We start from the raw sequence: 26,880 nt of genomic DNA on the forward strand, positions 1-26,880 counted from the left end.
CTCATCTGTTTAAACCATTAATAAAATTACTTCTTTCTTCTTCACCCATTGCAGCCAACATAGCTTTTAATTCTTCCTTATGACCTTCTGCCTTCTTAACTAGTTGTTCCTGCTTTAGCTGCTCTAGATTCAGAATCCATTTCTGACAGTTGGCTATCTGTTCATCACATCTTTTAATAATGTGGTCTGGGGTTGATTTACCAAACCAAGTTCCATACTTTGCTACTTCTTCTTTTCTTATCATTGTTATCACCGCTGCCCTGCGGAAGTTATTTAGGTATCTGGCACACCAGTTATTTGTTTTACTGGTGCAAAGTTATAGCTCATTAAACAGACTACCATAGAATTAATTGTTACTTTCTAAAGGTGGAAAGCTAACAGTTTCACCTTCTTTTAGCATTTCATATTCTACTTCTAGCCAGTTATTAGTATTCCACTGCTTCCACTTTATAAAGGTTACAGGTAATAACTGACCTTGCAAGTTCACCCAGCTTAGATTCTCCTTGAATTTGTCAGCCACCATTAATAACTGTCTAAATCGACTTCGTTTCACTAAATAAGGTGTTAATTTAAATAGATGCAGAATCTTTAGAATCATATCCTGTTCATTGGTGCTAACCAGACTATCCTTCTTCCTCTTTACAGGAAAGTAGTAATGCAGGAAGTTAGCCAGTTCTACAGCGAACATACTTTGTATGTAGGTGTTATTAGCTACTTCTGGTAACTTACATATACTATCTACCTTATATTCCCCATTCTTGCTAGCACCAATAGCATTAGTAACATCCTTAATAATACTACTGCTGTTTAATGTGAAGGATGAACCGTCTTTGTATTTTAATGTAATGCCTTCCAAACTATCAGCATTTAATTCTTCTAATGTAGGTCTTAGCTTTACAAAGTAATGCTGTTCCATTACATATATTATATAGCAACACAATTCATACAGTTCTTCTTTGTCCCCATCAAATTCTATCTGCTCATTAAAGGTATCAAAGTCTACTGTAGGCACATAGTTTCCTGCCAACCAAACAGTAGCAAATTTATCTGGCTTCACAGAATAACACCTGTCACCTTCAACTATAGCATAATACTGAATTTCCTTATAATAGTAATCTATATATTCCATACTGCAAAGCTAATAAAATAGCCTGCAATCCAATAAAGGACTACAGGCTAAATTTATTTATTGTCTTACCCTATAATGATAATCTACTCCGAATAGAGCACCAGCAAAGGTACAAGTTTCACCAAAAGCTACCAGTACACTACTATGGATAATTCCTAATGGTGCTACTGTAAATCCTGCAATCAGTAGCCCACAGCCCACCAATATCAATAAGGCTGCTACCACCAACTGTACATTTAATTTCATCTTCTTTGTCATAGTCTTAATAAATTTAAAGTACTTACTGTATATCTGGCATCTCGGCTAATATACCAGTTGTGTATTGAATTGAATTATTATAATAAATCAACAAATACGCCATCATTGAACCACCTCTATTATATAATTGTCCTGTGAATGTTTGAGAAGTTGTTTCATCTGCAATATAGAGAGAATTACTTAATAATGTACTTGCAATAACATTAACCCCATTTCTATCCTTACTTAATACTGCTCTAACATTTGTAATCGTGCCACCTCTATAAGTCGCGCCAACTGCACTAAATTTAATTTCATAACTTACATACTGGTTAGTACTGTTAGTAAATTTGGCAGTACATATAGTATTAACAATCTTGCTTCCTGCTGGTACATCATTCTTAACCTGTATAGTATATACTGGTTCTGGCAGTGCTAAAAACCTGTCATTGGCATTAGCTACATAAGCATTAGTAGGCGTATTGGTTGCATTGGTATAAAACTCATATACTGTCACTGTTTTACCTTTAAACTTCTGCATCTGTGTAGTCCACCAGTACAGCTTATCACTATACCATACTGTATTTGTACCATCTGTCACTAATGCACCTCTTTTTAAGCCTATCTTATTCCCACTATTATCATAAACTGTATACAGATTATCTTTACTGAGATAAGTTGCAGAATCCCCACCATCCATATTTTCAATACCCATCAATACTTTCTCATAGCTTGCGTGATTGGATGAAGTAACACCACCAACATTAACACTGTCACCATTTTTATAGCTTGCTCCAACAGGCATCGCTGCCGAATGGTCATAGTTTCTAAAATCTCCCAACCTATAAGGACTGTTAGCACCGCCTATAGGTTTATTATACTTATATCCCAGATTACTATTATTCTTTATCTGTGTCACCAATGAATCTGGTGTATTGGCTGACAGTATGCTTATACCATAATTCCTGTTCTTCAATTCCGCTAGTGTCATTGTACCTACATTACTTGATATAGGTTTCCATTTAGACCACTCATTTATAAGTGAGGAACTGCATAGAGCACCAACATTCCTGCTGCTGCTCCCTATTGCATTTCCTACCAGACTTGTTGTTATTCCTGTACTTGATAATGCCATTTCTCCAACTGTTTAACTCTGTTATTCAATTCTATTATCTGTGCTTGTAATACTGCTACATACTGTGCATAATTGACAGATAGATATTTATCTTCTGTATTATCTTCTATAACTAGTTCTGGATATAATTCTCTTACTTCTTGTGCTATGAATCCTATACTATCCTTACCATCCTTCTTATATGTAACAGGTTTAATGTAACCCCTATTCTCTAATGGCTGAATGCTGGTTTTAAGCCTAATATCAGAATAAGCAGTCACTTCACCTGTAGCTGTAAGTGTACCGACTTTAATGTTAGTTGGTAATTTCAAATAAGCATTACCACCACCGTTTACACTAACTGCCGAACTGGTATTAGTAGCTGTAGCATCTTGGATATAAATACTTCTAGTAGTACCCCAATTTGCCGTAGTAATGTTAGCAGTACCATTAAATGAAGTACCATTAATAGTTCTGGCTGTTTGTAGCTTTGTAGCACTACCAGCGTTACCACTGATACTAGCACTACTAGTAATGAATCCACTATTATTAGTCAAATGGCTGGTATGTGTTGGAATATTAACCGTTTGATTGGAACTGCCGTTAAATGACTTTGTACTAAAACCACCTGCTGAAAATGACAATGTACTATTAACTTTATCGGCACTACTGACACGACTTGAAGTAGGTCTACTAACATTAGTATTATAATTGTTAGCTACAGTGCTTGAATAAGAAGTATTAGTAAACTGACCTGCCGATACACTACCACCACTATTAGTTACTGTATATTCAAGACTTATATTAGTCCAATCGCTAGGTTGCCTTACTTGTACCTCCCAACTGTTGTTATTATATCGTACTATCCTAATCATATCCCAAGTACAATAAGGGGGAAGATATAAAGTACTTTGATTTAACATTGAGTTTGCAGTACCACCATAAGCATACATTATCGCTTCAAATGGTATATCTATTACGTGCCCTTGATTGTGATTACCTGTTATATAGTAGATTGTACCTTTGACTTTACAGCTTTGATATTGCCCTCCACCTGTACAAACATAGGTTACTATCTTCTTCCAGTTCTTGTCTGTACCACCTCCCCATCTATCAACCCTGTATTTAGTTGAAGTAGTCCAGCCCATACTGAATGCTGCTTGGTGGTAGCCATCCACTGTATCGGCATTTGAGGCATAAGGAACAGTAATATTATTAGTAGTACCGTTTTTAGTCCAAGTAAGGTAATTGCCATTAGTTCCTAATGCAGATACATAACTACTATTATGATTATGGCTACTAGCTGCTTTACCATTTAAGGCATCTTGTAAACCACTAACATTACTAATTGAATGACTATGCGAACTGGCTGCTGCACCTACACTAGCTGCTGTTATATTGAAACTCTTTGCAGCACTACCATCATAAGCACCCTGTGAAGTACCATTCAAGCTAATAGTAAGTGCATTAGGATTTTTTAAAGCAGAAGGTACTGTAGGATATGCTGGTAAGCTGATAGTATTTCCACTAACATTATAATTTGTTGAACCAACCTTAACAGTACTAGCATAATTATGTGTATGCGTACTGGGTGTAAATGTTGAAGGTTTACCACCAATTTCAGACCAGCTATAAGAAGGTTTAGTATCAGTTATCCAGTTTGGCTTATCTGTTAAATCATTCCAGCTACTTACACCACCGCCAACATTATCAATCAATTCCCTTAGAATCCTACCTTGATTGGCTGAAAGTGCTGCATCTGTAGCCGTACTGGTTAAAGCATCTACTATAGTAATACTACCACTTCCACCAGAAGCACCTGCACCATAGGCTGAAACTTCCTTCTCACCGATAACATTTACTTTAACCTTCAAATCTCCATTGGAATCAAAGTAAAAAGCCTTATTCCAGTTAGTTGCTACACCATCCCAATTAGTAACCTTAGCAGATGTTATTCCATCCAATACAGACTTATTAGAATGTGTATGCTTCTTATTATTAGCATCATTCCAGTTGGTTATATTAGCTTCTGTTATCTTATCCAATGCGGACTTATTAGTATGTATGTGATTATTCTTAGCCAGTTCATTCCATTTGGCTATATTGGTATCTGTAAGGTCTGCTGGTTTACCTTCTATATTAGTCCAAGTTACCTTGGTATTATCTAGAGTATCATTCACCCATTTCTTTAAGACTGCATCATACTTTAGTATCTGTCCATTAGTTAAACTGGATAATGATACGTCTGTCAGTTTAGCCAGTGCAGTAACACCACCAGCTGTATTATCTATCAGTTCCTTTAATATCCTACCTTGGTTGGCAGACAAGGCACAATCTGTAGCCACTGAATCCAGACCATCAATAATAGTCACCCCACCTGTTGTAGTACTGCCACTGCCATCAGACGAACCATAAGCTGTAACCTCACCCTCACTAATAACGCTGCCAGTAAATAATACTTTAGACAAATCCACCGTATATGAACCATCACCATTATTAACAGCAGGTAGAAAGTTCCCACTTAAAGAAGAACTTCCCCCACCAACATTAGTAACAGCTACATTACTGGCATTAACTACACCGTTACGAAATGTCTTATTTATGTTTGTTCTTGTAAATTGCATATTACTTCTTCTCTATTAACCGTATTTCCTGCTTACCTAATCTATAATCTGTAATAATGCTGTCTACTATGAATTTCTTATTAGGAAGGTGGTTATCAGTCATAGTAGCATATACTTTAAACTTGTTCTGTAAGTTCAGATTCAGAATAGCAGAAGGTGTACTATACTGCGTTACTAGTCTATATATAAGATGCTCTTCCAGTCTATACATCTGCTTAGTAGCCTTATTATATACGTTATCCAGATAAGTAAAGCTAGTACCATTAGCACTATAGCAAACTGCACTATAGTTACATTCCTTATTATCCCAAGTACATATAGCAAATTCTTCTGAATCCATCTCATTTACAAAGTCCTCGTTTATAATGTTGCTGTATTCAGTATCAGAATCCTTATCTGCTTCCTTCTGAAAGTTCTGAACTTTAGCCTGTATATCAAAATTAGACAACCAGACTGCATCACATCTATAACTATTATCCACCTTGTGCGGATGGTATAATGTAAATGTAGGCTTGCCAATAATCACTTCATTTGTACTAGGCATCGGAATAGCATAGCCTTCACCTTCTAACCCCATATCCCAAGTAATATTGTTCTTTACTGGGAAACTTCTGTTAATACAATGGTCTGTCTGTCCTTGATTGTCAAAATAAAGCTTAAAAGTAGAATCTGTAGTAGTCCATTGTATACCATTCCAGTACATATTACCGTACTTTAACTTACAGTCTATATATAGATTGTCTGGGTTGAAGTCATCATTCTTATTGCTAACCCCTGCATTATATACATCTCACCTTCCCTATCCATAAATAGGAAATTACCCTTAATAATCAGATAGGTAGAACCACCAATAAATGACACATTGGAATCATTCACAGCCAATTCAAACATTGGTCTTAACTGACCGTCATAAGTGTTATGAATATGCAATAACACATAATCGGTAAAGTTAATATCATTGTACTTCTTATTGAAGTTATCAGTCTTTTCAAAGAAAGCCTTACATATAGTTGCGCCTACCAAGTTTTGGCTTGTACCATAATTAAACACCATTGGTTCTAATACCATATTTAATGTATTCTTATCATAGTAATAGCAAGTATAGTTCTTATGCTTTAAATACTTAAAGAAACATTTGTGCATACCACCTTTACCATCTTCATTTACTTCCTGCACATAAGACCAGCTACCACCATAGTTAGTTAAATACTTCTCATCCCAGATACTAGGTATAATGCTGTCAAAGCTGTATAGACTGTCTTTAACAGTAACCTTATTATATACATTATCTAAGGATAACTGACCACCATTTTCAACATAATCACTGGCTTCTATTTCCTTAGATTGCTGCAAAGTAACCTTAGTAGGTGTTTCTGTTCCTAAAGTAAATCTATAGTAAGTATTGATTCCATTTTTAATAGCATCATAATCCAAGAAGTAAACCTTATCACCATCAGCTACAGCAGTTACATTAAGGTATTTACAAACTTCTTCCAGAACTTCCTGCATAGTCATAGGTTCATCATCTTCATCAAAGAAGTTCTGTTCACTGATATACATCTTACTAGGTAAACAAAAGTCAGATGTAGCATTTAATTGTGTATTATCTGAAATATAGAAAGAACTATAAGCATTACATTTACTAAGCAGATGGTTTATAATCTGGGTAAATGAAACTATATTCTTCTTACCGCCTATAGTGGTGTACTTATAATACTGTAATGTGCTGAGTGCATCTATGGCTTCTACCTCTATTTCTTCTAATTCATTCTCATAGCCTTGACTGTATAGATTGGGTGTTACATACCCAACCCATACAATACCACTAGCACTACTAAGAACTACCTTATTCTGTTGTGCTGTACTACTATACAAATCAAACTTATAATCGTCTGTAATCATTCCTATAGTAGCACTGCTATACTTACAAGGTTTATATAGATGTGAATCAGAAGTTTCTAACTCGGTTATGAATGGTGTAGCAGATAAAGTAATGTTCTGCACTTCTCCAGAACCTATTTCCAATGTGTATAGCTTCTCATTTATATCATAGAATTGTGCTGTATATTTCATCTTACTTTAGCTGTTTTATTATTGTAATTGGCTAGAACTCCTACAAGTTCCTTGCCTCTAATCTTAAACTCTACCTGACCACCGCCAGCAGAACCTATAATCCCATTGCCATTAAGCAGGTTAAACAGATTCCTTTGCTGTCTGTTATTAAGAATCATTTCACCAGCATTTACCCTAGCCAGGTTCATATCTCCAATAGTACTATTGCCAGCGAATATACCACCAGTACTAAAGGAAGGAATACTAGCCAAAGCTGCTACTACAGCCGCTGCTGCTGCACCTGCCAACAACCATCCTACAAACGGGGTTTGGGCTGCACTGGCTACACCACTGGCAATAGCTTCACCTTTCTTGGCTGTAGTTAATGCTACAATTTGTGGGATAGCTGCCGCTACAGCACTAATCAAATTAGCACCCCAACTTAACCAAGCTGCCGCACCTTCATTGGTCATATTGGTTACAGAACCCATAATAGAAGCTATAGCACCTAAACTTTGTGCATACTCATTATTCAGTTTGATATTCTTATTAGTAATAGGGCTACTAAACTTAGGAAGTGAAGTAGGTATTTCTGGCTTCACCATACCAGCCAAACCAGCAGGTTTGCCATCCAACTTACCAGTAGGTGCATTAGGATATTTGTACTGGAACTCTATTACCCGCTTCTGTTCAGTAAGTGCATTTAGTTCAGCATTGATTCTTATCCTATCTTCATTACTAATAGCTAGGTTTAATTCCTTTCTTAAAGATGCTATCTGTGCATCCAGTTCTGCTAATGAACCAGTAGGAATAACAGGTTTTAATTTAACCTCTCCATTATTAAGACCATCCTTTAAATCCTGTCCTGCATCAGACATATCTTTCTTAATAGTACCAGCCTTATCAGTAAAGGTTATAGCCTTATCTAGCATATCCTTTACTTCTTCACCGACTTCCGAAGTAAAGATATTCTGGAATCTAATCATATTCTCTAGGCTCTCATCTGTAGCTTCTTCCAGTTCTTTAACACCTCTAGTATAAGTGTCTAATCCTTCACCACCTGTACCAGCACCGCTAATCATCATTAAGTAACCTAGATTCCTAGTACCTTTAGCATCTGACTTCCTTTGCTTGTACTTCTCTAAATCTGCATATTCCTTAGTAGACGGGTCTAATAAACTCTCATATAGTTTCTGTGCTTCCCTAGCATCATTGATACCAGTAACACCTTTAGCCTTCATTACTTCTTGAATCTGTTCCCAGAAGTACTTACTTTTACTTTCCCTCTCTAAGATTTCCTTCTTGGATAATTCTATGTAAGTGTTATAGGCTGCTGTCCTTTCTTCATTACTAATACCCTTCTTAGTAATAAGGTATTCATAGTTATTTCTTTCTGCTTCTAATCTATCTGCTTTAGATTCACCAATAGCCATAGCCATCTTAGCATTAGATAAGGCTTCTGTATATCTCTTAGCTAGTCCGATAGCATTTAATATCCCATTCTCAAATACAGTCCAATCACCACTATATAAAGACGAAAAGAAGTTATCTACAGTAGTCTTAGCAGTACCTACTACAGTATTCCAGTCCTGCTGTGCTTCTCTGGAACTATTAACAACAGCATTAAATGCTTCCCCAGCAGTCATAGCTATACCTAGCACACCAGCAAATCTTCCTATAGTGGCTGTGATATTCCTTCCTACCTGCTGAAACTGTTGTACTTGTTGTGTGGACTGTCTTATGTTGTTATCGAATTGACTACTATTTAATAATAGTCTGGTTACTAAATCAGCCATATTTAATTATGTGTTGTATATTGTTTAGCTTTCTCTTTCAATCTCTTTATATCTTCATTACTAATAGATGTTTCTCCTATAGTATCACTATCCCAAGTAAACTGCATTATATCAGTAGGCTTTAACTTCTTAGTGCTGTTACATTGTGCAATTACATAAGCTATCATTCTAGCCTGTTCCCAGCTATTTCTGTCCTTCCTATGTAGATTGCTAATCAATGGTTCTAACTCATACATCTGCATCTTATCTAGTACATATTCTGGGTCTAGTCCACCTTCTATTACTAAGGCTGAATATATCTCCTTAGTGGTTAGGACTTTTTTTTAGCATCCGTATTATTAGTAATGAATAGCTGCTGCTTCTCCAGTTCCTTCTTTAAAAAGTTCTGGAACTCTACCATAATACCCATATCTTCATCTATGGCTTCTATCAGTTCCTCAAAGGTTAGTGAACTGTCTGGATTATTAGCCATTAAGACACAGTAGAAGAATAGATATTCATCTGTGATAGTCTTTAACTCAAATGCCTTACCTGTAATCTGTTCATAGATAAATAAGGCTCTAAGAGTATATTTCAGTTTGTAGTCTTGTCCTTTAATAGTCATATCAATAAGTATTAAATAATAAAGCCTTTACACCTCCATAACCTAGAGATATAAAGGCTTATAATTATGCTGTCTTTGTAAGTGCTCCAACACCTTCAAATGAAGCTGTAAATGTTGCATTATCTCCATTAGGTGCATTAGCTTCAAGTGCTGTAATAATAACATTACCCGAATAAGTTCCAGTAGTAGCTGGCAACCATCCCCCTTCTGGCACTTCATCTTTCTTTGTTGAATATTCTTTCTCTAAACAGAATACAGCCTTAATAGGTGTTCTGGCTGTCAGCTTATCAAATAACTGGTCAAAAGTCATACCTTCACCATCATTAGAATAAAGGTTCTCGGTACTACAGTTCCAGCTAATCTTTCTGGCTGCTTTAGCTACCCATTTACCACCGCTATCCTTAGAAGTGGTTTCTACTGTTTCTACATTTATACTTAGTTTGTGGCTAGTGGCAAATGCTATAGACTTACCATCTATAAATAGCATTAAGTCACCACCGTTAATTACTTGTCCTGCCATTTGTCTTTATGTTGAATGTAAGGTTCTGAATGAATGTATCTTCTATATAATCCTCATCTGCATTTGTCATTCTAATATCATATATGTTAATACCAGAATAGTTACCCTTCTTACCTTGTAAGGCATCTTTAACCAAGTCAGCAATTTCTATAGATTCATTGTACTTATCAGAAGCTATAACCACTTCCACATAAGTATCTTCACTATATATAAACCTATCCTTACTATCAGATGGTTCTATGCTTGTTCTTCTGTAAACAATGAATGGAAATGTAGTACCTGTATCAGCTATTAAAGGGTAAATTTTATGTCCTACACTATCTATAACCTTTGCATCATTACTAAGGATATTATAGATAGCTTTACCTACTTGTAAACTCATCGTCTGTTCCTATTAGCTATTCTCTGAATTGACTGGCTTATAAGGTTATCCATATTATCAAAGATTTCCCTTTCCTTATTGGCTTTAGCTGTTCTAAAGAAATGTGCTGCATTAATACTACCTCTATTGGCTGCTGCTCTCTGCCTTCTAATAGGATTCCGACCTCTAACAGATGCAGTATTACTACCAGTGGTTCTTCTAACTCTAGTACCCATTTCAAAGAACTTTAATCTAAAGTCCCCCATAATATGTACCTTAGCTTTTTCTCCGTTTCTATCAACATTAGCTTTGATTCCACTTATTAAGGTCTTACCATTCCACCAGTTTCTACTGGAAGCTGCCCTGCCTAAAGTCTGCCTTAGCTGTCTTTTAGTTTCACCGACTAAGATACCAGCACCCTTTCTTAAAGCACTTCTATAGACCTGCCTTTGCTGTCTACTAGTCAAATCTGCAAACATAGAAGTAACCTGTCTGGCATCTACTTCTATATTATTCATTTATCAATTCAGTTACTATAGTTATTGATTGCTTATATAATTCTCGGTTAATACTAAGAATCCTGTACTTATTGCCATTCCAAATAATTCGCATTTGCTCATTAACTTTGTGATATAGCCTTATAGTAAAGGTAACTGTATAGCAGTGGATTATTTCATTATTCTGGTTCTGTCTGTTTCCAGAATTATAAGTAATCTGCGCTCTGGTACTTATAGCATCCTTCCAGTCTATACCATTAGCCCCATATACATCTTTTAGTGTTATAGGTTCTTGTATGGTAATTGGATAATTTAATAGTCCTGCCCTCATTTTATTTCATAGTGTTTATAAAGTCCTATAAGATATTCATAACTATAAGGCAGTTTAACTACCGTACCAAATGCTACAGGCTCTCTATTAGCATATAAGTTACCTATCATTAGTAACATAGCGTGAATTATAGCAGGTGGTAAAGTACCACCTACTTCTAATTCATCTAAAGCTATGTCTAAATGTTTAGATACTGAATCCTCTGCTACAGCTATTAAGTCCAGAATGTACATATCATCTGCCCTAAAATCCTCATCTACTAGCAGGTGTTTCTTTGCTTGTTCTAAAGTTATATACATAGCTTACTACTTATTAAATAGACTATAATTAGGCTTTTAAAACCTTCTTCACAAAAGCATCTGCCCTTCTAGGCTTAGCATCAAAGTAAGCATTGATAACAAGTCTTACTTTACCGTTAGCAGCCTGTGTATATGGGTCTACTGTTAAATCAATTCCACCCCATTGACCGATAACCAAATCAGCGAAGTTACCATAAACAATACCCTTACCTGCAACAGCAGAAGTACAAAGAACTGGATAACCGTTTACCTCGTTACCTTCCATAATGAAAGAATTTTGATTCTTGGCAGTAGATTTTAATACAGCCTTGGCAGAAGGTGAAACAATAAACTTAATATCACCTCTTACATTCTTCTCACCTAATGCAGCTTCCATATTTACAAAGTCTGCATAAGTAACAGCAGCAGTATCAGCAGTTACACCGTTAAGCATACCAGCAGGTTGTGTAGCAGAACCAGCAGCAGTACCCAAAATAGTAGCTTCCAACTTATTAGAAATAGCTGATACAATATCTCTCTTTAGCATTTCTTCTGCACTATTAGAGTCTTGGATTAAGAACTGCTTAGATACATCAATGTAAGCAGTAAGTCTTTTAGGCTCTAGGTTTACTTCTGAGAATGTACCACCGCCATTAGAAGCAGCATCAACTTCACCAGCCCAACCTACATTTGAACCAGAATAAACAGGAATAGAAACATTACCTACAAGTCCTGTCATATAAGAAGCACCAGCCTGTGCCAATACTAAACTTGCTCTCAATGGTTCTAGAATGCCTAACTTATCTTCTGCTACATTCTCCTGTCCTGCTGTAGCTACAGTAGCTTTAATATCACCTCTTTCCTCGATAGGAAGTACAATCTGTCCGCTATAAGATTGACCTGCCTTTCTCATTTCAGCGATACCAGCAGTTACTACTTCCTGTGCTCTCTCGTCTAATTGTCTGTTATTGGCTACATCATTGATAGCCTTTAAAAGTGAAAACTTTTCCTTCATAGTATTAGTTGTATGTGTTGTTTGTTTAAGGTTATCTTCTTCAATCTTCCTAATCTGAATATCTATATCTGCCACTTCTTTAGTAAGTGCATCAAATTCCACCTGCTCGCCAGCATTTAGCTTTCTTACTTCCTTCTCAGCACCAGATATAATTTCCTCTGCTCTCTTTTGAAGCAGTTCCTTTTTGTCCAGTAGTTCTAAGGTGTTCATTAGTTTAACTTACTCCTAAGTCCAGCGAAGTAATCTTTTAAATCCTCGCTCTCTAAATCCTGCATCTTTCTTAATGCTATAGATGTATCTGGATATGCTTCCTTATATACTGGTGATACATCGAATAATTCTTTGAAGCTATTGATAGTTCTTAAATAACTACCATCTTCCTTCTTAGTCCAAGTATCTTTACCGATAGTAAAGGCAAATGAAGAAGTACTAATATCACCCCTTCTAAGACCTTCTAACAGTTCATCACCTAAAGCAGTGTTAGGTGCTTCAAACCTGTATTTAAGTCCAGTATCATCTATAGTTAATTCTAGGCTTCCAGTACCATATTTAGACCTGGCTAATATACCTCTATCCTCATTGTGATTCAGTAAGCATAGTATATCAGACTTTTCTAAAATACCTTCTAAGGCTGTAGGTTCTATTACTTCAGTAAAGCCACCTAAATCCCTAGACTGCTTACCGAATACTAAAGCATACCCTTCTACAGTCCTAGAATCCATCTTTACAATTTCATTACAGTTTCTTAGTTCTCTCATAGTATTGTTATTATTCCAATAGAATCCAACCAGTATTATCTATCTGATTCTGTAATGCTGCTACCTGTTCCTTTAATAGCTTGTTCTGTTCCTCTAAGGATTCAATATACTTTCTTAATGCAGAATCGTCATAGTTACTAAGTCCAGCCAGTTTCTGCTTCTCCAATGTTGTGTAGTCATTAGTAGATAAACCTTTGCCAGATACCTTGTCCACCTTATTAGCTATGCCAGCCTTAATAGTAGAATCATCATAAACAGTATCAGTAAACTTAGCATTAGCAGGTACATCACATTCTACTGTATGTCCGTTTACAGTATCAGCATTACCACCATCAGCAGGAACTTTAGTAGGAATACTATCCTTTACCTTCTTTAGTTCATCCTGTAAATCGGTCTGCTTAGTAATATCACCTTCTATAGTACCCCATACAGCATTAACTGTACTACCAATCTTGGCACTGATTCTATCCAGTTCTAATACTCCTTCTTTAGTTGCTCTCTGTAGTTCCATTACTTCAAATAATAATTAGTCTGCCCCTTTACTACCTCATCATAATAAGCATCATTAAACATAGCATTAGGACTTTTAAAGCTGTAGCTGTAATAGATTAGTCCAGATTGTAGCTTATCTAGGTCAGATGAATTAATAACCGCCTTATCTATTCTATCTTCTTCCACTATACCAGTCAAATCACCACCTTTAAAACTACATTCTATAAACTCTGCTGGGTTTGTGGTGTAAAGTCTAAGTATAAATTCAGAAGTGTTTCTTACCCTAAATGGAATACCGTCCTTATCTTCCAACTTAATATTGAATACTAAGTCAGTTCCCTTGTAAATTGTCTGTATCATTGATTATATTGTTATTAGATGGAATGTTATTAGCAGCATTTTTAATCTCCATTAGATTAACCTGTATAAAGTGAGAATCCCCACCATCTATAGCAGGTAAATCCAACTGCTTTCTAATCTCATTGGCACTAACCACACCGATATTAAACAGTGTATTGTAGTAGTTTGCTAAAGATTGTTTGTCTGCTCTTAGTAATACAGAAGTATCAAATCTTACATCTATTCTACTCCTTTCAGAAGGCTTATACAGCTTCCTTTCAAACTCTAATTCTATCTTCTCTAGTAATGGTGATAATGTATCAGTAAGAAAAGCCAGCTGGGTAGCCTCAACAGTACTATAACTGCTCTTGGATAAGTCAAATGCTTTTACAGGTGATACCCCGAAGAACCTACAAATATCAATTACATTAAACTGTCTGGTTTCTAATAGTTGTGCATCAGCAGGATTCACTGTAATAGGCTGGAAGTCCATATTACCTTCTAATACAGCTACTCCATTAGGTGTACCAGTAGTAGGACTAAAAGCAGTCTGCCAGCTAGTTTTTAAATCTACCTTCTGCTTACCAGTTAAAGTAGATTGTACTTTAAGAATACCAGCCAGATTAGCACCACCTTTAAAGAATCCTTGTGCGTGTGATTCAGAATCTGTAGCCAGTCCTAAAGTCTGTCTGGCGTGTTGTAAAGTACTGATTCCAGTAATACCATCATAACTAAAGTTCAGTATATGAATCATATTGCAAGGCTCTACCAGTCCTTTAATGCCTACAACACTATATTTAATTCCGTCCTTCTGTTCAGTAATAGTAACATAATCTGGCTGTAAATAATGAAGTGCCACTACATCTCCTTTAGCATCTCTTTCTATGTAAGCATATCCATTGCCTTTAAGCAGTGTACTTACTATCAAAGTCTTTATAAAAGTAAACCTACTCATCTTATTGTTCGGCTCTTTGTTCAGTAAGTAGTAAGTAGGATGCTTAATAAACTTTTCTTTATAACCAGAATCATTAATGTAATATGGCTCTAATGGAAGCTGTGCCACTGCATCACTAATAACATCTACACATCTGTAGACTGTAGATAACAGCATAGCCTTATTAGTGGTATAACCGCCATTCATATTATACATTAAGGAATCACAGAATAACCCTCTGGTTTCCTGTTCTGGTTCTTTCTTTTTAAACCAATTAGTAAAAATTCCCATTAAATAGTCAGTATTTCATTTGTGTAATGTGGTGTTCTCAGATACATACCTAAAGCCTGTATCATTGCTATAGTTCCATCTATCTTCTTCTTATCTACTGCCTTATTCGGTTTAACATTACCATTATAATCAGACTTCAAAGTAACATTTCTAAAGCAGTACCTATTTATTTCATTGTTATCAATAACTGCCTTACCAGATAGTATCAGCCTTTCCAGTTCTCTAGTAGGCATATTAAAGTTACCTAGTGTTTGTGGATATTCTTCTAATGGTAATCCCTGCTCTGTAGAATCTATAGCCCATTGTGTAGCATTATACTTGTCATATCCTACAGACTGGATATTAACTACATCAGCATATCTAAGCATATCAGTAGTTATATAGTCATAATCAGTAACATTACCACTGGTAACAGTAAGATACCCCTGCTGCTTCCAGTATTTGTAAAGTTCCTTATCTGCCTTATCCTTTAATGCCGATTCTGGAAGATAGTAATGTGTTTTGAAGTGGTAAGTACCATCCAGTACTACTAAGTAGGCTACAGCAGTCAAATCCGAAGTAGCAGCCAAATCCACACCTACATAGCAATCCATACCAGCGAACTTATTAAGGTCTACTTCCTGACTGCACTTAATAATATAGTCCTCTGGTAGCCACACATTAGAACTGTCACACCATAAATTCAAAGTCTTAGTTTTAACTCCGACTTCATCAGCAGGGTTATTTATTGCCTGTTGTACCTGTCCTCTAATGTATTTGGAAGTTACTGTAATATCCAAGTTTGGTGCACATTTAACCCAGTTCTTTTCATCTCTCCAATCATCATCAGCATCTAAAGAATAGATAGCTATAAACATTTCATCATCTACCTTTAAGCCATTAAGCACTTCTATAGCTACGGTTCTTAATTGATAACAGGGTAAAGTTTTATCGAAGCCAGCAGTAGTAATAGTACAAAGATGTGGATTCATTCTCATCCCCATACTGGACTTAATAACATCACGTACTTTACTATTCTTAGCAGCGTGATATTCATCCAATAAACCAAAGCTAGCATTAAATCCATCCAGCTTACTATCATCAGCAGCCAATACTTTCAACTTGGAATTAGTAAGGTTAAACAGAATATCAGCTCTATAGGCTGTAAGATACTTGCCTTTAGAATCCAATCCCTTACTAAACTTGCTACACATACCAAAGGCTATCTTAGCCTGCTCTTTACTATTAGCAGCCAGTAATACTTCTGCACCATCTTCACCATCAGCTATTAAATAATACAAGCATAAAGCAGCAGCCAAAGCTGTCTTACCCTGCTTTCTACTTACTTCTATATAGCTGCTAGTATATCTTCTGGTAGCAGTTCCCTTCCAGTAGAATCCAACTATATTAGCTATTATAAACTGCTGCCATCCTTCTAAGGTGAATGGTTTACCAGAATGTTTACCTGTATAATGCTTTAAAGTCCCTATAAACTTAATGGCTCTATCTACCTTATCTTCTCTAAACTCTAAATCATCCCTTTTAAGGTCATTCTGGAATCTCTTACAAGCCAGCTTAATTGTTTCACCAGCTATTATTTCACCATTAAGAACCCTACTACAATATTCATAGTAAAGTTTGGTATTCATTACCTAGTTTCCTTTCCTTCCTTTATAAACTGCTCAAATGGATTATACCCGTCCTGTTCTATTTTAGGCAATTTAGTTCTAGCCTTGGCTGTTAGTCCGAACTCCAGCATAACTTTCATAGCTTGTGTTTGAGCATCTTTAGCAATCTTAATAGCTGGGTGCGGTGCAATGTTACCCCTATCACTGGTAACAGTCAAACCTTCATCTTCTAACTGTTTAGATGCCTTAATGAACATACTGTAGTTTCTAGCCAGCATTGTTAAAGCTGCACTATCCACATTCTCTAACATACCAGTACTATCCAGCTGTTCCAGTACATTCTGCATATATACCTTAGCATCCTTTTCAATGTCCTTTGGAATAGTGTAATTTATCATATTATAGTCTATTTAATTTTTATAATTTATAAAGCTATGTAATGGCTCTAATTGACTTATAATCACTATAATATAATTATTAAAGAATGTGAATTATTTATTTGGAAGTCTGTTAAGATATTAGTAAATTTGTAATACAATTAAAGGCTAAACTATGGAAAGAAGAAGTAATTACCCAATAGAAATTAAAGCTAAAATAGACCTAAATACTGACCTGCTACTAACAGAACTACAGCAATTACTAGGCAAAGACAGGTCTAAACTACTAAGATTGATAATAGCAGATTTCTTTAATAGAAATATTGATATTATAGATGAACATACTAACCACAAATCAGATAAAGCACCACTAATAGAAGCCATACTAAAGGACTTCTTCAATTATAACAGGGAAACCATTAACCAGTACATTAAATTCAAGAATGATAAGACCACCTAAATCAGTCCTTCTACAGTATATATATGATTACGGACTAGACAAAGCAGCAGCATTATTTCACATTGATACAGAAACAGCAGATAAGATAATTAACTGGAAGCCACAATATGACCAGTACAGCTACAATACAGTAATAGATAAGCCACTTCATAGAAATGCTTCTAAGATAGCTGATATAATAGCCAAGCATTATCCCGAATTAGTAAAGCAATACACCACATACTATAAAGATACTATCTATATGTTCCAGACTGTAGAAGATTTCCTACAGAAAGCAGTAATAAGATGTATGGAAGTAGGACTGGAAGATGTAACAGAAGAATCTGTATTAGAACTACTAAGAGTGCAATTCAATACTATAAGATGCTATGCTAAGAAGTCCAGCTATACAATGAATAGTAAATTAGCACCATTGGAAGTACAGAATGAAGAAGGTGAATACATAATACCATCAGAACTATATGCCATACCTAAAGAAACCGAATAAGCAGCCTTCCAGAACATTTAACAGGGAAGAAAGACAGAAGATATACCAATCTACCAAATGGAAGGAATTAAGGCAGGCAAAGCTAATGCAGCAGCCATTATGTGAACTCTGTTTAGCCAAAGGCATTATTAATGCAGCAGAAGATATTCACCACATAGATTCCTTTATGAATTATACTGGCACTAAAAGGCTAGCCAAAGCATTTGACTTTAATAACCTTATGTCTATCTGTAAAGAGTGCCACGCAAAAGAACACTATAAGAGTTATAAATGTAAGTAAACCATTTTAAAACGGTAGAGTTGCTAGTCTAAAACCTTTCTCAGATTTTCTAGGTATAGCAACTAACTCCTTCTTATCGTTCCGTATCATTATATGAGTTCTGTTGTCCCCTTCCAATGTACCTAAAGGAGTTGCAAAATTATCATCACTATATATTATGTCACCTATATGTACTAATTCTCCACTAGGAAGCCTAATTACTGCTTTGTCATTTACTGTACAATTCTCTATAGGAGGCATCATTAAAGTAATTTTTTTATTTAAATCATTGATAGCAGTTAGAATCATACTGGAGTCTTGTGATAGTGTTACTTTATCTGGTAATACTGCTGGCTCAATAGATAATAATTGTAACAATGAATTAACTTCTTTGGCATCTGCTTCATAAGTATCTTTGATGCATTTGGCTATTTCTGGAATAGACTTCTTCACTTCATCAATTCTTAAGGAAGAACTATAGTCTAAAGTTCTAATGCCAGATGTATCAAATGGCTTAACAGTATTCTTGTCACATATAAGAACTGTGCGCTTATTAAAGGATTGTCTAACTCCCAATTCATAAAACACATTAGGATTCCTAGAGCTAAGGTCACATATAGCCATATCACAAGCTAGTATTTGTTGTAGTATATCCATTACAATAAAATTAGCTTTAGATGTATCGTCTGCCCGTACAGGCTCAAAACCAGCTTCTATTACTGCTGGCTTAATAAGATGCTCATAAACTCTAGTAAAATGTCCTTTATCATAGCCTTCAGCATCACTAATAGGCATTATCACAAAGCATTTCTTCTTATACTCCGACATAGCTATATAGATTAAATAATATGCAAATATAGATAACCTTTATCAATTATCAAACGCTCCAAGCAATGAACATTAAATTAAGCATACCAGTATTACAAACATTAACCAATAATGAAGCATTTACTTACTTCTGCACATTAGTAGCCATTAGTAAGAATCCAGATAGTACTATTAAAGATATAGTAAGAATAACAGGTGTTAGTGAAACTACCATCTTTAACCATCTAAAGGAGTTTGAAGAAGTAGCCAACCTAACAATAGATAGAACTGGATGCAGTAATAAGTATAGCTATACAGAACCTACCAAGTTCTTTGTAACCATAGATAGCAGCCTGTTAGATACAGATGTAGATAGATTAGTAATCGGCTTCTTAATCCGATTCAAATGCTGGTCTAGAATAGCATCCAATATTGTAGACCTATCTCTAAATAGAATAGTTCACGAAATAGGGGTACAACATAATACAGTATATTCAGCTTTAGAAGCTGGTCTAGTGGAAAGGAGTGATAAGAAACTTTACTTTAAGTTCATTCATCCATCACTTTGCATACTGTAATACAAGAATATAGCTGTTATAACATCCTCAATATAAATTTTAAAATTTGTTATAATTAATTTGTATATGTCAAAATATTTCACTATCTTTGTATTACAATAAATGAAGGAAACTATCATACTGAAACATAGATTTTAATTCGATTTTCTAAGTGGACTGGCTAGCTGATTAGCCAGTTCTTCCACTTAATTCACATCTAAGAATCACAAAGTTATTACCATAAGTACCTTTTGAGCATATTTTAGGTACTGAATGTTAATTATTCATCATAATTTTTGAGTTTGGGTTAGTTAAGCGTAGAATAGTAAGCGTAGTGATACGCTTATTATTTTATTTCAAGTGTGACAAATTTTGGTAGCGAAACCTCAATCTTCTATAGAAAGAATACCCAAAAATGTCACACCCATAATTCAAACTCCAGATGCTTCTAAACTCCAGATTTTAAACCGACTAACTAAACAAACAATTTACAATTATGACAAACATTATTATTACTAAAGAGTACAAGTATTTAGGTGAATATCCATTATTCAAAGAGAATGGTTTACCAGTAGGATATTTAATAGATAAAGGTAAAGTAGGCTGTGGCGGAACATCTATAGCTTTAGAAGATGGTAAAGATACTATTATATGTGTTCCCTTTGTATCACTAATTAAGAATAAGATGCAGAAATATAATACAGATGGTAAGGTTAATGTACTAGGTGTTTATGAAGGTGTTACCACATACGAAATTAGAGAGTATTTGAATACTAAGAAAGTTGCTAAAAAGATTATGTGTACTTATGATAGTTTAGCTAAAGTTGCTGGTATTATTGGTTATAACTACTTCTTACTAATAGATGAACTACACCTGTTGTTTATCCAGTATGTCTTTAGAAACAAGGCTGTAAGGACTGTATTAGACGAATACAAGAAATTCAAAGAATGGTCATTCTTAACAGCTACCCCTATTGAATATGATTTAATGCTGGAAGAACTAAAGGATATTCCGACCTTTAAAATAGACTGGGAAGATAAGACCGAAGTAAAGGTAAATGCAGTACAATGTAAGTATGTAGGTGCTACAGTAAAGAAAGTTATCAATGACTTCTTAGAAGGTAAAGTATTCGGTAATGCCCACTTCTTTGTAAACTCGGTGGAATTTATTGCTACTATGATTAAGAACTGTAACCTTACTAATGAGAATACCAGAATCATCTTTAGCAAGAATAATGAAAGCTATAAGCATACTTGTCAAGGTGTTACTAATGGTGAAACTACTGACCCTGTAAAGAAGATAAACTTTTATACTTCCACCTGCTTTGAAGGCTGTGATTTATTTGATACAGAAGGTAAAATTTATATCATCTCTGAAAGCACCAAGGCACAAACCTTAATGGATATTAGTACACAGGTAAGACAGATAGCAGGTAGAATTAGAAATACCCAGTATGCAGATACTATTACACATCTTTATAAAGCTACCAGATACAATACAGACCTTACTTATGAAGAATATAAGCAGGTAGTTCTAGAAGAAGAACAGAAAGCTAAATCATATATTACTAAGGTTAATAATGATAAGGAAATTAAGGAAGGAACTAAAGAAAGTATCTATCATTACATTTGGAAGGATGAAGAAACTGGTGAATTTGTATTTGACCCTAATAGGATGAAACTAGATATTTATAACTTCAAGGTACTTAACCATACATACAGTTTACAAGTTAATTTAAGCACTGAATATAATAAGGCTGGTATGGCTGTAGGATGCAGTACAGATAAGACTTCTGATAAGCTATTAAAGAATGATTCAGCCAGAACTACCTTTAAGGATGCCATAGAAGAATATGATTCTATAATGCAAAGAAAGGAAGGTATGGTATTCAGTCTTACAGATAATGATAGATTAGCCTTATTAAAGAAGAAATATAGCTATATCAAAGATGCTTATGAACTACTAGGTATGGAACAAATTAGGGAACTTAAATATCATACTTCACATATTCAAAGACTTCTTATTAGTATCTCTGAAAAGATGGATAATAATGCTAAGGTAGCTAAGTTACTGCTTACTATTCCTGCATTTAGAATCGGTGAATTTATTCCTTCTGCTGATATTAAAGATTGCTTGAATAGTATTTATGGTACACTAGGAATCAAAGGAAAAGCTAGCATTAAAGACTTTGAAGATTATGCTAAGTTTAAGGAAGCTAGGAAAAGAATAGATGGTAAGCAGGTAAGAGGTTATATTATTCAGTACATTAAAATTAAGTAAGCTATGGTTATTGACTTTACACCCAGTACAAAGGAATCAGAAGAAGCTAGAATATTAAAGCTAAAGGAAGATGCAGTAGAAGCTGGTATTAAAGCTAAGGAAATTTTAAACAGCATAGGAATTAAATATATCATCCGACTTTATAAAGAAGGTGGTTGTATTAAGTTTTACAAAGGTTCTAAATGTATAATGATGGCAGGTTTACTAGCTGGCACTAATGAACTAACAGCTAATTTCTCTCTTTATTATAATGCTACCAAACTTAAAGACAGGAAAAGATTTAAAACTGTAGAAGAAAATGATTTCCTTACAGATATACTACTAAACCTTTATTCTCAACTACAATAATCAGACCTAAGATAGTGTTTAGATGAATTATTAAAATTATTGTAATTTAGTTTTGATATGCAAAATATTATTACTATATTTGCAATATGATAAAGAGTTAAATAGGAATGACTTTATCATTCTGATTAGTGAGTAATTTAGTTCTATTTTACTACTAATCAAAGTAATAATACTACAGATACTTCTACTACAAAGATTATCCTATCACATAGATTATTTATTTTATAACTAACTTCGTTATTCATTCAGTAAGGTAGTCTGTGAAGATAGCCTTACTTTACTTTGATTATTAACTACTTAAACTATATATACTATGTTTACAACCTATGTATTACTAACATTCTTAGCAGTTTTAATGTATTTCCTTATTAGGACTGTAGTAAATGAGATTAAACAACATATCACAGAAGAAACAGATAGGGTTATTAAGGCTATTAAAGATAAGAACTATGTGGGTAGATGAAGAAGCAGTTATATCAGAATCAGATGAAGCATTAAATATACTAAGTGAATGAAACGTATGTCAGAACAAACTATTAACGCAATTATTAACTACTTAGTCCAGCAACCTTATAAAGATGTAGCTGGGCTGTTACAGATGGTACAGCAGGATTTACAAACTAAAGAAGAACCTGCTAAGGAAGAATAACCCATTAGCCTGTAAATGGTATATGGTTAATGTGAATGGCTAATGATTTATGATAATGGAATACAGGCTAGTACAAATTACTAGCTTAAATGGATAAATTTGATGAATTAGAACTAAATGGAAGGAAACTACTAGAATCATTTTTAATACAAGTGGGTGCTACTAATCTGCATCCTACAGAAGATAAGTTTGCACCAGTGGACTACTATTTTACTTATAATGATAAGAAGGTAGTAGCCGAAATAAAGGTAAGAGATATTAAGTATGAAGGCTATGATACTCACTTAATGGAAGTATCTAAATATAAGTCCTTAGTGAAGGATAAGAAAGATAGCCAGTCAGATACAGCATACTACATTAACTTCTTTACAGATGGAACTAAAGTTAATGCCTATTGGTATAGTACTAATACTGTTAGGAACTTTGGTACTATAGATTATAAATACTGTCCGACTACTACAGCAGCCGATAATGGTAACTACTATAAGAAGGTTATTATGATTCCTTCTAATAAGGCTCAAAGATTTACCTTAGTAAATGGTGAATGGTCTAAATCAATAAATAATGATTATCTTTGAAGCAATATTTTAATGTTATAAAATGGAAAGTTGGGAAATTGCATTACAAAAACGGCAAGCAATAGTAAATGATGCTATTAACACACTTGAATCAATTATTAACAATGGGATAACTAATATTCGCCTATATAATGGCAATGGATTCAATGGTTATCTTTTCAAGAGTGTGAATAAATGGTACAAATTTATTTATGTATTTAATTATGGAACAACTATAAAACTCCTTCAAGGAGATGAAGAGGAAGATATTAATACAGTATTGTTCCAGACTTTTAAAATAGTCAACAGGTCTTGCTGGATGCTTCAATTTAATAAAATATTAGATAAAGTAAAGCAACTATATATCCTACAAAAATCTGTAAATGGGCAAACTGTCAGATTTATAGATTTAATAGACCAATGTGAATCCATCGAGAAACTAAGTGAAGACATATTTACCTTAAAATTACAAAAACAATCAGCTAGAAGAAATTTATGCTTTGAGAGAATTAAAAATATTACTAATTACAAATATATAACGACACATCTTAATGTTAGTCATTATAAGTATAATGAATTAGTAAATATTATATATGAATCAGATGATGAATCTTTTATAAGCAGTGTATTTGATATGCTAAATGCTATATACTATCTAAACAAAGCATCAAGATGTATAACATTAGATAACATTATTAATTTGATTTCGGTAAAATAGGCACTGCCCGAATAAAAAATCTAACTAAATATAACTATCCCCAGCTTACTTTAATTGGTAGGCTGGGGGTTTGTTTTAGTATTCTATCACATAATTATTAATACTACAGATTTCCTTCATATCCTCAAAGGATGCAATAGCATCTAAATCATCTGGTTCATCTAGTAGAAGGCTAGCCATAGGAATATAGAAGAAGTTTCCCAAAGGTGCTGTAGAGGTCTTTAATAATCCGTTTTGCCACTGTGCTAAAGAAGATTGAATATACCAGCATCTTCTTTTGCTATTTCTAGGCTCAAACAGAATACAATAGTTAGTCTGTTTGGATTCTACTTCTAAAATCAGCCTAGCTTTGGTAAGCCTATAAGGTCTGATAACCTTAATATATTCCTTTATAAGTTCTTTCTTCTTTAATAGGTCTTGTTCTATTTTATCCAGAACTTCATCTGTAAAATCGGCTTCTTTAAATCTGGCTATATTACCTTCACAGATAGTTATTTCAGTATTAAGGAACTGGATTCTATTATTATAGCTATCTATTTCCTTATTAATAGCTTCTCTTTGCTCATTAAATATAGCTGTATCATCATCTTCTATATCCAGGAATAAGGCTACCAGTTTCTTCTTCTTAACATTTAACTTATCAATAGATTTAGCTATTACATCTAGTTCGTCCTTATAAGAAGCTAACTTCTGTTCTGCTTCATCAATCTTAGATTGCCTTTCTTCTAATGATAGTTCTTGTAGTGCTAGAATTTCTCTTTTGGTCAACTGCCATATAATGCTTTCTATATTATCCGCATTTAAAGTAATATCAGAAGTACATTCACTAAAGTTGTACTTACTAACACAGCAATAGTTCCAAATCCTATATCTTTCACCACTCTTATTAGCACTAGCAGTTTTACTAGTATAAGAATCACCACATATAGGGCAGGTTATTAATTTAGCTAATAAATGTATCTTCTTGTCCTTATTTACTTTCTTGGTTTCAGTTGTTCTATTCTTATCCAGTTTAATTTGTACCTTATTATATATAGTAGTATCTATAATGGCATCTACCTTATATATATAGACTTCCTGCTTCTTTGCTTCATCTGGTTCATCTGGGTTTACTAGATTATACCTTTGCTCTCCTATATATCTTCTTTCTCTAAGTAAGTTCCTGACTGAACCAGTACCGAACTTCTTATTAAATTTCTTATCATAGCCACAGGATAACAAGTACCTGCATACAGAAGGAATAGAACCACCATCTTCTAAATATTTATTATATACTAGCCTTACTACTTGTGCTTGTTCTTCATCTACCTGTAATTTGCCGTCTTCATCTTTATAGAACCCGAATGGAACTGCACCGCCAATAGTTTTACCTTCTCTGGCATTCTTTCTCTTACCAGAAGCAAATCTAGTCTTCATAGATTTAAGTTCATTCTGTGCCATATCAAAATAAAAGCCTAACATTGTTTCAAATGACCTGTCTACTATTCTAGTGGTAGGGTTAATAGTCCACATTCCCAAATCTCTAAAATAGACAGGTATTTTATATTCATCATTAAATTCCCTAATGAATAATCTGCCTGCTATGCTGTCCCTAGATAATCTTGATACTTCATTTATAAAAATAGCATCTACTTTACCTTCTCTAACTGCTTGCTTACATTCCGCTACTGATTCTCTATCCTTCTTGCGTACATCATCTTTACCTGTGATATACTGACCAAATACTAAATCATCAGAAGTAGTATACCCCATACCTTTAATAGTATCTAGTAGGTCTAACTTTTGCCTTTCGTAGTCTTGTGCATCAGTACTACATCTTAATAATAATGCTGCTCGTTTCATTGCTCGTTCAAATTTATTGGTTACATTTGCAGCAAATATAGTGAATTTATTGTTTAACTGTAATAATTAGCAGGTTGTTGAAACCTGCATCTGAAGAGGAAGAATAAAATGAAAATAACCTATAAGACGCAAGGCACTTGCAGCAGCCACATCGAAGTGGAAGTAGAAGATGACGTTATTCAACAAGTTTTCTTTTGGGGCGGATGCAATGGAAACTTACAAGGTATCAGCCGATTGGTGAAAGGAATGAAAGTGGAAGAGGTCTTACAGAAACTGGAAGGTGTAAAATGCGGAAACCGCTCCACCTCCTGCCCGGATCAATTATGTAAAGCGTTGCGTGAAATGAAACAATAAAAAAGAAGCTGTCTCATCTTGTAATTCAAGTTTGAGACAGCTTCTCTTTTTTTCAATATATTATCTTACTTCCGGATCATTGTTCCGTTTCATTTTCTGTTCTCTTCAAGGCCCTTCAAAGGTTGATGGTCTTTACCTTACCCGGAATGATGGTCAGATGCACCGTTCCATCCTTTTCTATCTCCACCTTCTGATATCTGGCCTC

General features: G+C 34.5%; 34 protein-coding genes. 10 read left to right on the forward strand and 24 right to left on the reverse strand.

What is annotated here, in order from left to right; all coding sequences use genetic code 11:
* Position 1: 1 nt before the first annotated feature.
* The 22 genes from RE317_RS15870 to RE317_RS15975 form a co-directional block, all read right to left on the reverse strand.
* A complete protein-coding gene (locus RE317_RS15870; RefSeq protein WP_117873738.1) occupies positions 2 to 244 on the reverse strand; it encodes a hypothetical protein in 243 nt (80 codons plus the stop codon).
* Between the two features lie 102 nt (positions 245 to 346).
* Positions 347 to 1,129, reverse strand: a complete 783-nt coding sequence (locus tag RE317_RS15875; protein ID WP_117678218.1) for a hypothetical protein — start codon at positions 1,127 to 1,129, stop codon at positions 347 to 349.
* A 57-nt stretch (positions 1,130 to 1,186) separates the two neighbouring features.
* Positions 1,187 to 1,387: a hypothetical protein gene (locus tag RE317_RS15880; RefSeq protein ID WP_234250577.1), complete on the reverse strand. Its 201-nt coding sequence runs from the start codon at positions 1,385 to 1,387 to the stop codon at positions 1,187 to 1,189.
* A gap of 22 nt (positions 1,388 to 1,409) precedes the next feature.
* Positions 1,410 to 2,501: a hypothetical protein gene (locus RE317_RS15885; protein ID WP_117678216.1), complete on the reverse strand. Its 1,092-nt coding sequence runs from the start codon at positions 2,499 to 2,501 to the stop codon at positions 1,410 to 1,412.
* A complete protein-coding gene (locus tag RE317_RS15890) occupies positions 2,477 to 5,104 on the reverse strand; it encodes a tail fiber domain-containing protein (RefSeq protein ID WP_117873736.1) in 2,628 nt (875 codons plus the stop codon). The genes RE317_RS15885 and RE317_RS15890 overlap by 25 nt, the downstream gene beginning before the upstream one ends.
* A 1-nt stretch (position 5,105) precedes the next feature.
* Positions 5,106 to 5,807, reverse strand: a complete 702-nt coding sequence (locus RE317_RS15895) for a hypothetical protein (RefSeq protein ID WP_117889629.1) — start codon at positions 5,805 to 5,807, stop codon at positions 5,106 to 5,108.
* Between the two features lie 23 nt (positions 5,808 to 5,830).
* Positions 5,831 to 7,177: a hypothetical protein gene (locus tag RE317_RS15900; protein ID WP_117873732.1), complete on the reverse strand. Its 1,347-nt coding sequence runs from the start codon at positions 7,175 to 7,177 to the stop codon at positions 5,831 to 5,833.
* Positions 7,174 to 8,952 (reverse strand): hypothetical protein, encoded by a 1,779-nt coding sequence (locus tag RE317_RS15905; RefSeq protein ID WP_117873730.1) that lies wholly within the window; start codon positions 8,950 to 8,952, stop codon positions 7,174 to 7,176. Before RE317_RS15905 ends, RE317_RS15900 begins: the two co-directional genes overlap by 4 nt.
* Before the next feature lie 2 nt (positions 8,953 to 8,954).
* Complete coding sequence (locus RE317_RS15910; protein ID WP_306669743.1) at positions 8,955 to 9,188, reverse strand: hypothetical protein; 234 nt, start codon at positions 9,186 to 9,188, stop codon at positions 8,955 to 8,957.
* Positions 9,189 to 9,262: 74 nt separating this feature from the next.
* Positions 9,263 to 9,556, reverse strand: a complete 294-nt coding sequence (locus RE317_RS15915) for a hypothetical protein (protein ID WP_022192721.1) — start codon at positions 9,554 to 9,556, stop codon at positions 9,263 to 9,265.
* 64 nt (positions 9,557 to 9,620) lie between these two features.
* Entirely contained in the window at positions 9,621 to 10,076 is a 456-nt protein-coding gene (locus tag RE317_RS15920; protein ID WP_117873728.1) for a phage tail tube protein, read from the reverse strand.
* Positions 10,057 to 10,458: a DUF3168 domain-containing protein gene (locus RE317_RS15925; RefSeq protein ID WP_117873726.1), complete on the reverse strand. Its 402-nt coding sequence runs from the start codon at positions 10,456 to 10,458 to the stop codon at positions 10,057 to 10,059. Before RE317_RS15925 ends, RE317_RS15920 begins: the two co-directional genes overlap by 20 nt.
* Positions 10,455 to 10,955, reverse strand: a complete 501-nt coding sequence (locus tag RE317_RS15930; RefSeq protein ID WP_117873724.1) for a hypothetical protein — start codon at positions 10,953 to 10,955, stop codon at positions 10,455 to 10,457. The genes RE317_RS15925 and RE317_RS15930 overlap by 4 nt, the downstream gene beginning before the upstream one ends.
* Positions 10,948 to 11,265: a phage head closure protein gene (locus tag RE317_RS15935; protein ID WP_117873722.1), complete on the reverse strand. Its 318-nt coding sequence runs from the start codon at positions 11,263 to 11,265 to the stop codon at positions 10,948 to 10,950. Before RE317_RS15935 ends, RE317_RS15930 begins: the two co-directional genes overlap by 8 nt.
* Complete coding sequence (locus RE317_RS15940) at positions 11,262 to 11,564, reverse strand: head-tail connector protein (RefSeq protein ID WP_117596101.1); 303 nt, start codon at positions 11,562 to 11,564, stop codon at positions 11,262 to 11,264. Before RE317_RS15940 ends, RE317_RS15935 begins: the two co-directional genes overlap by 4 nt.
* A gap of 28 nt (positions 11,565 to 11,592) precedes the next feature.
* Positions 11,593 to 12,768 carry a phage major capsid protein gene (locus RE317_RS15945; protein ID WP_117873720.1) on the reverse strand — a complete coding sequence of 392 codons (1,176 nt, stop codon included), beginning with the start codon at positions 12,766 to 12,768 and terminating at the stop codon, positions 11,593 to 11,595.
* The gene (locus RE317_RS15950; RefSeq protein WP_117873718.1) at positions 12,768 to 13,316 is read right to left on the reverse strand and encodes an HK97 family phage prohead protease; all 549 of its coding nucleotides are present in this window, start codon (positions 13,314 to 13,316) and stop codon (positions 12,768 to 12,770) included. Before RE317_RS15950 ends, RE317_RS15945 begins: the two co-directional genes overlap by 1 nt.
* A 10-nt stretch (positions 13,317 to 13,326) precedes the next feature.
* Positions 13,327 to 13,827: a hypothetical protein gene (locus RE317_RS15955; protein ID WP_117873716.1), complete on the reverse strand. Its 501-nt coding sequence runs from the start codon at positions 13,825 to 13,827 to the stop codon at positions 13,327 to 13,329.
* On the reverse strand, positions 13,827 to 14,168 hold the full coding sequence (locus RE317_RS15960) for a hypothetical protein (protein WP_117573189.1): 342 nt from the start codon (positions 14,166 to 14,168) through the stop codon (positions 13,827 to 13,829). Before RE317_RS15960 ends, RE317_RS15955 begins: the two co-directional genes overlap by 1 nt.
* Positions 14,140 to 15,372 (reverse strand): phage portal protein, encoded by a 1,233-nt coding sequence (locus RE317_RS15965; RefSeq protein WP_117873714.1) that lies wholly within the window; start codon positions 15,370 to 15,372, stop codon positions 14,140 to 14,142. Before RE317_RS15965 ends, RE317_RS15960 begins: the two co-directional genes overlap by 29 nt.
* A complete protein-coding gene (locus tag RE317_RS15970; protein ID WP_117678202.1) occupies positions 15,372 to 17,000 on the reverse strand; it encodes a terminase large subunit in 1,629 nt (542 codons plus the stop codon). The genes RE317_RS15965 and RE317_RS15970 overlap by 1 nt, the downstream gene beginning before the upstream one ends.
* Positions 17,000 to 17,377: a phage terminase small subunit P27 family gene (locus tag RE317_RS15975; protein WP_117573196.1), complete on the reverse strand. Its 378-nt coding sequence runs from the start codon at positions 17,375 to 17,377 to the stop codon at positions 17,000 to 17,002. The genes RE317_RS15970 and RE317_RS15975 overlap by 1 nt, the downstream gene beginning before the upstream one ends.
* Positions 17,378 to 17,531: 154 nt before the next feature.
* Here RE317_RS15975 and RE317_RS15980 point away from each other — a divergent pair, with 154 nt between their 5' ends.
* From RE317_RS15980 to RE317_RS15990, 3 genes are all read left to right on the forward strand, one after another.
* Positions 17,532 to 17,816 carry a hypothetical protein gene (locus tag RE317_RS15980; RefSeq protein WP_117573198.1) on the forward strand — a complete coding sequence of 95 codons (285 nt, stop codon included), beginning with the start codon at positions 17,532 to 17,534 and terminating at the stop codon, positions 17,814 to 17,816.
* Positions 17,800 to 18,303 (forward strand): hypothetical protein, encoded by a 504-nt coding sequence (locus tag RE317_RS15985; RefSeq protein ID WP_117873712.1) that lies wholly within the window; start codon positions 17,800 to 17,802, stop codon positions 18,301 to 18,303. Before RE317_RS15980 ends, RE317_RS15985 begins: the two co-directional genes overlap by 17 nt.
* A gap of 85 nt (positions 18,304 to 18,388) precedes the next feature.
* Positions 18,389 to 18,583 carry an HNH endonuclease gene (locus RE317_RS15990; protein WP_234440225.1) on the forward strand — a complete coding sequence of 65 codons (195 nt, stop codon included), beginning with the start codon at positions 18,389 to 18,391 and terminating at the stop codon, positions 18,581 to 18,583.
* A 6-nt stretch (positions 18,584 to 18,589) separates the two neighbouring features.
* On the opposite strand, the gene RE317_RS15995 is transcribed toward RE317_RS15990, so the two are convergent.
* Positions 18,590 to 19,390, reverse strand: a complete 801-nt coding sequence (locus tag RE317_RS15995; protein WP_117873708.1) for a hypothetical protein — start codon at positions 19,388 to 19,390, stop codon at positions 18,590 to 18,592.
* 65 nt (positions 19,391 to 19,455) lie between these two features.
* Between RE317_RS15995 and RE317_RS16000 the strand changes: the two genes are divergently transcribed.
* The 6 genes from RE317_RS16000 (at position 19,456) to RE317_RS16025 (ending at position 24,479) form a co-directional block, all read left to right on the forward strand.
* On the forward strand, positions 19,456 to 19,947 hold the full coding sequence (locus RE317_RS16000; RefSeq protein WP_117873706.1) for a helix-turn-helix domain-containing protein: 492 nt from the start codon (positions 19,456 to 19,458) through the stop codon (positions 19,945 to 19,947).
* 475 nt (positions 19,948 to 20,422) lie between these two features.
* A complete protein-coding gene (locus RE317_RS16005; protein WP_117873704.1) occupies positions 20,423 to 22,207 on the forward strand; it encodes a DEAD/DEAH box helicase family protein in 1,785 nt (594 codons plus the stop codon).
* A gap of 3 nt (positions 22,208 to 22,210) precedes the next feature.
* The gene (locus tag RE317_RS16010) at positions 22,211 to 22,555 is read left to right on the forward strand and encodes a hypothetical protein (protein ID WP_117573210.1); all 345 of its coding nucleotides are present in this window, start codon (positions 22,211 to 22,213) and stop codon (positions 22,553 to 22,555) included.
* 511 nt (positions 22,556 to 23,066) lie between these two features.
* The gene (locus tag RE317_RS16015) at positions 23,067 to 23,204 is read left to right on the forward strand and encodes a hypothetical protein (RefSeq protein WP_165859763.1); all 138 of its coding nucleotides are present in this window, start codon (positions 23,067 to 23,069) and stop codon (positions 23,202 to 23,204) included.
* Between the two features lie 89 nt (positions 23,205 to 23,293).
* Positions 23,294 to 23,782: a hypothetical protein gene (locus RE317_RS16020; RefSeq protein WP_117678196.1), complete on the forward strand. Its 489-nt coding sequence runs from the start codon at positions 23,294 to 23,296 to the stop codon at positions 23,780 to 23,782.
* 22 nt (positions 23,783 to 23,804) lie between these two features.
* Positions 23,805 to 24,479 carry a hypothetical protein gene (locus RE317_RS16025; protein WP_117678195.1) on the forward strand — a complete coding sequence of 225 codons (675 nt, stop codon included), beginning with the start codon at positions 23,805 to 23,807 and terminating at the stop codon, positions 24,477 to 24,479.
* A gap of 75 nt (positions 24,480 to 24,554) precedes the next feature.
* Here RE317_RS16025 and RE317_RS16030 read toward each other — a convergent pair whose 3' ends face one another.
* Positions 24,555 to 26,321 (reverse strand): recombinase family protein, encoded by a 1,767-nt coding sequence (locus RE317_RS16030; RefSeq protein ID WP_117678194.1) that lies wholly within the window; start codon positions 26,319 to 26,321, stop codon positions 24,555 to 24,557.
* Between the two features lie 108 nt (positions 26,322 to 26,429).
* On the opposite strand from RE317_RS16030, the gene RE317_RS16035 reads away from it, so the two are divergent.
* Complete coding sequence (locus tag RE317_RS16035) at positions 26,430 to 26,675, forward strand: TIGR03905 family TSCPD domain-containing protein (protein ID WP_005839935.1); 246 nt, start codon at positions 26,430 to 26,432, stop codon at positions 26,673 to 26,675.
* The last annotated feature ends 205 nt before the right edge of the window (positions 26,676 to 26,880 follow it).

It is taken from the genome of Phocaeicola sp. GP0067, from assembly GCF_031119655.1.
Taxonomy (GTDB): domain Bacteria; phylum Bacteroidota; class Bacteroidia; order Bacteroidales; family Bacteroidaceae; genus Phocaeicola; species Phocaeicola vulgatus.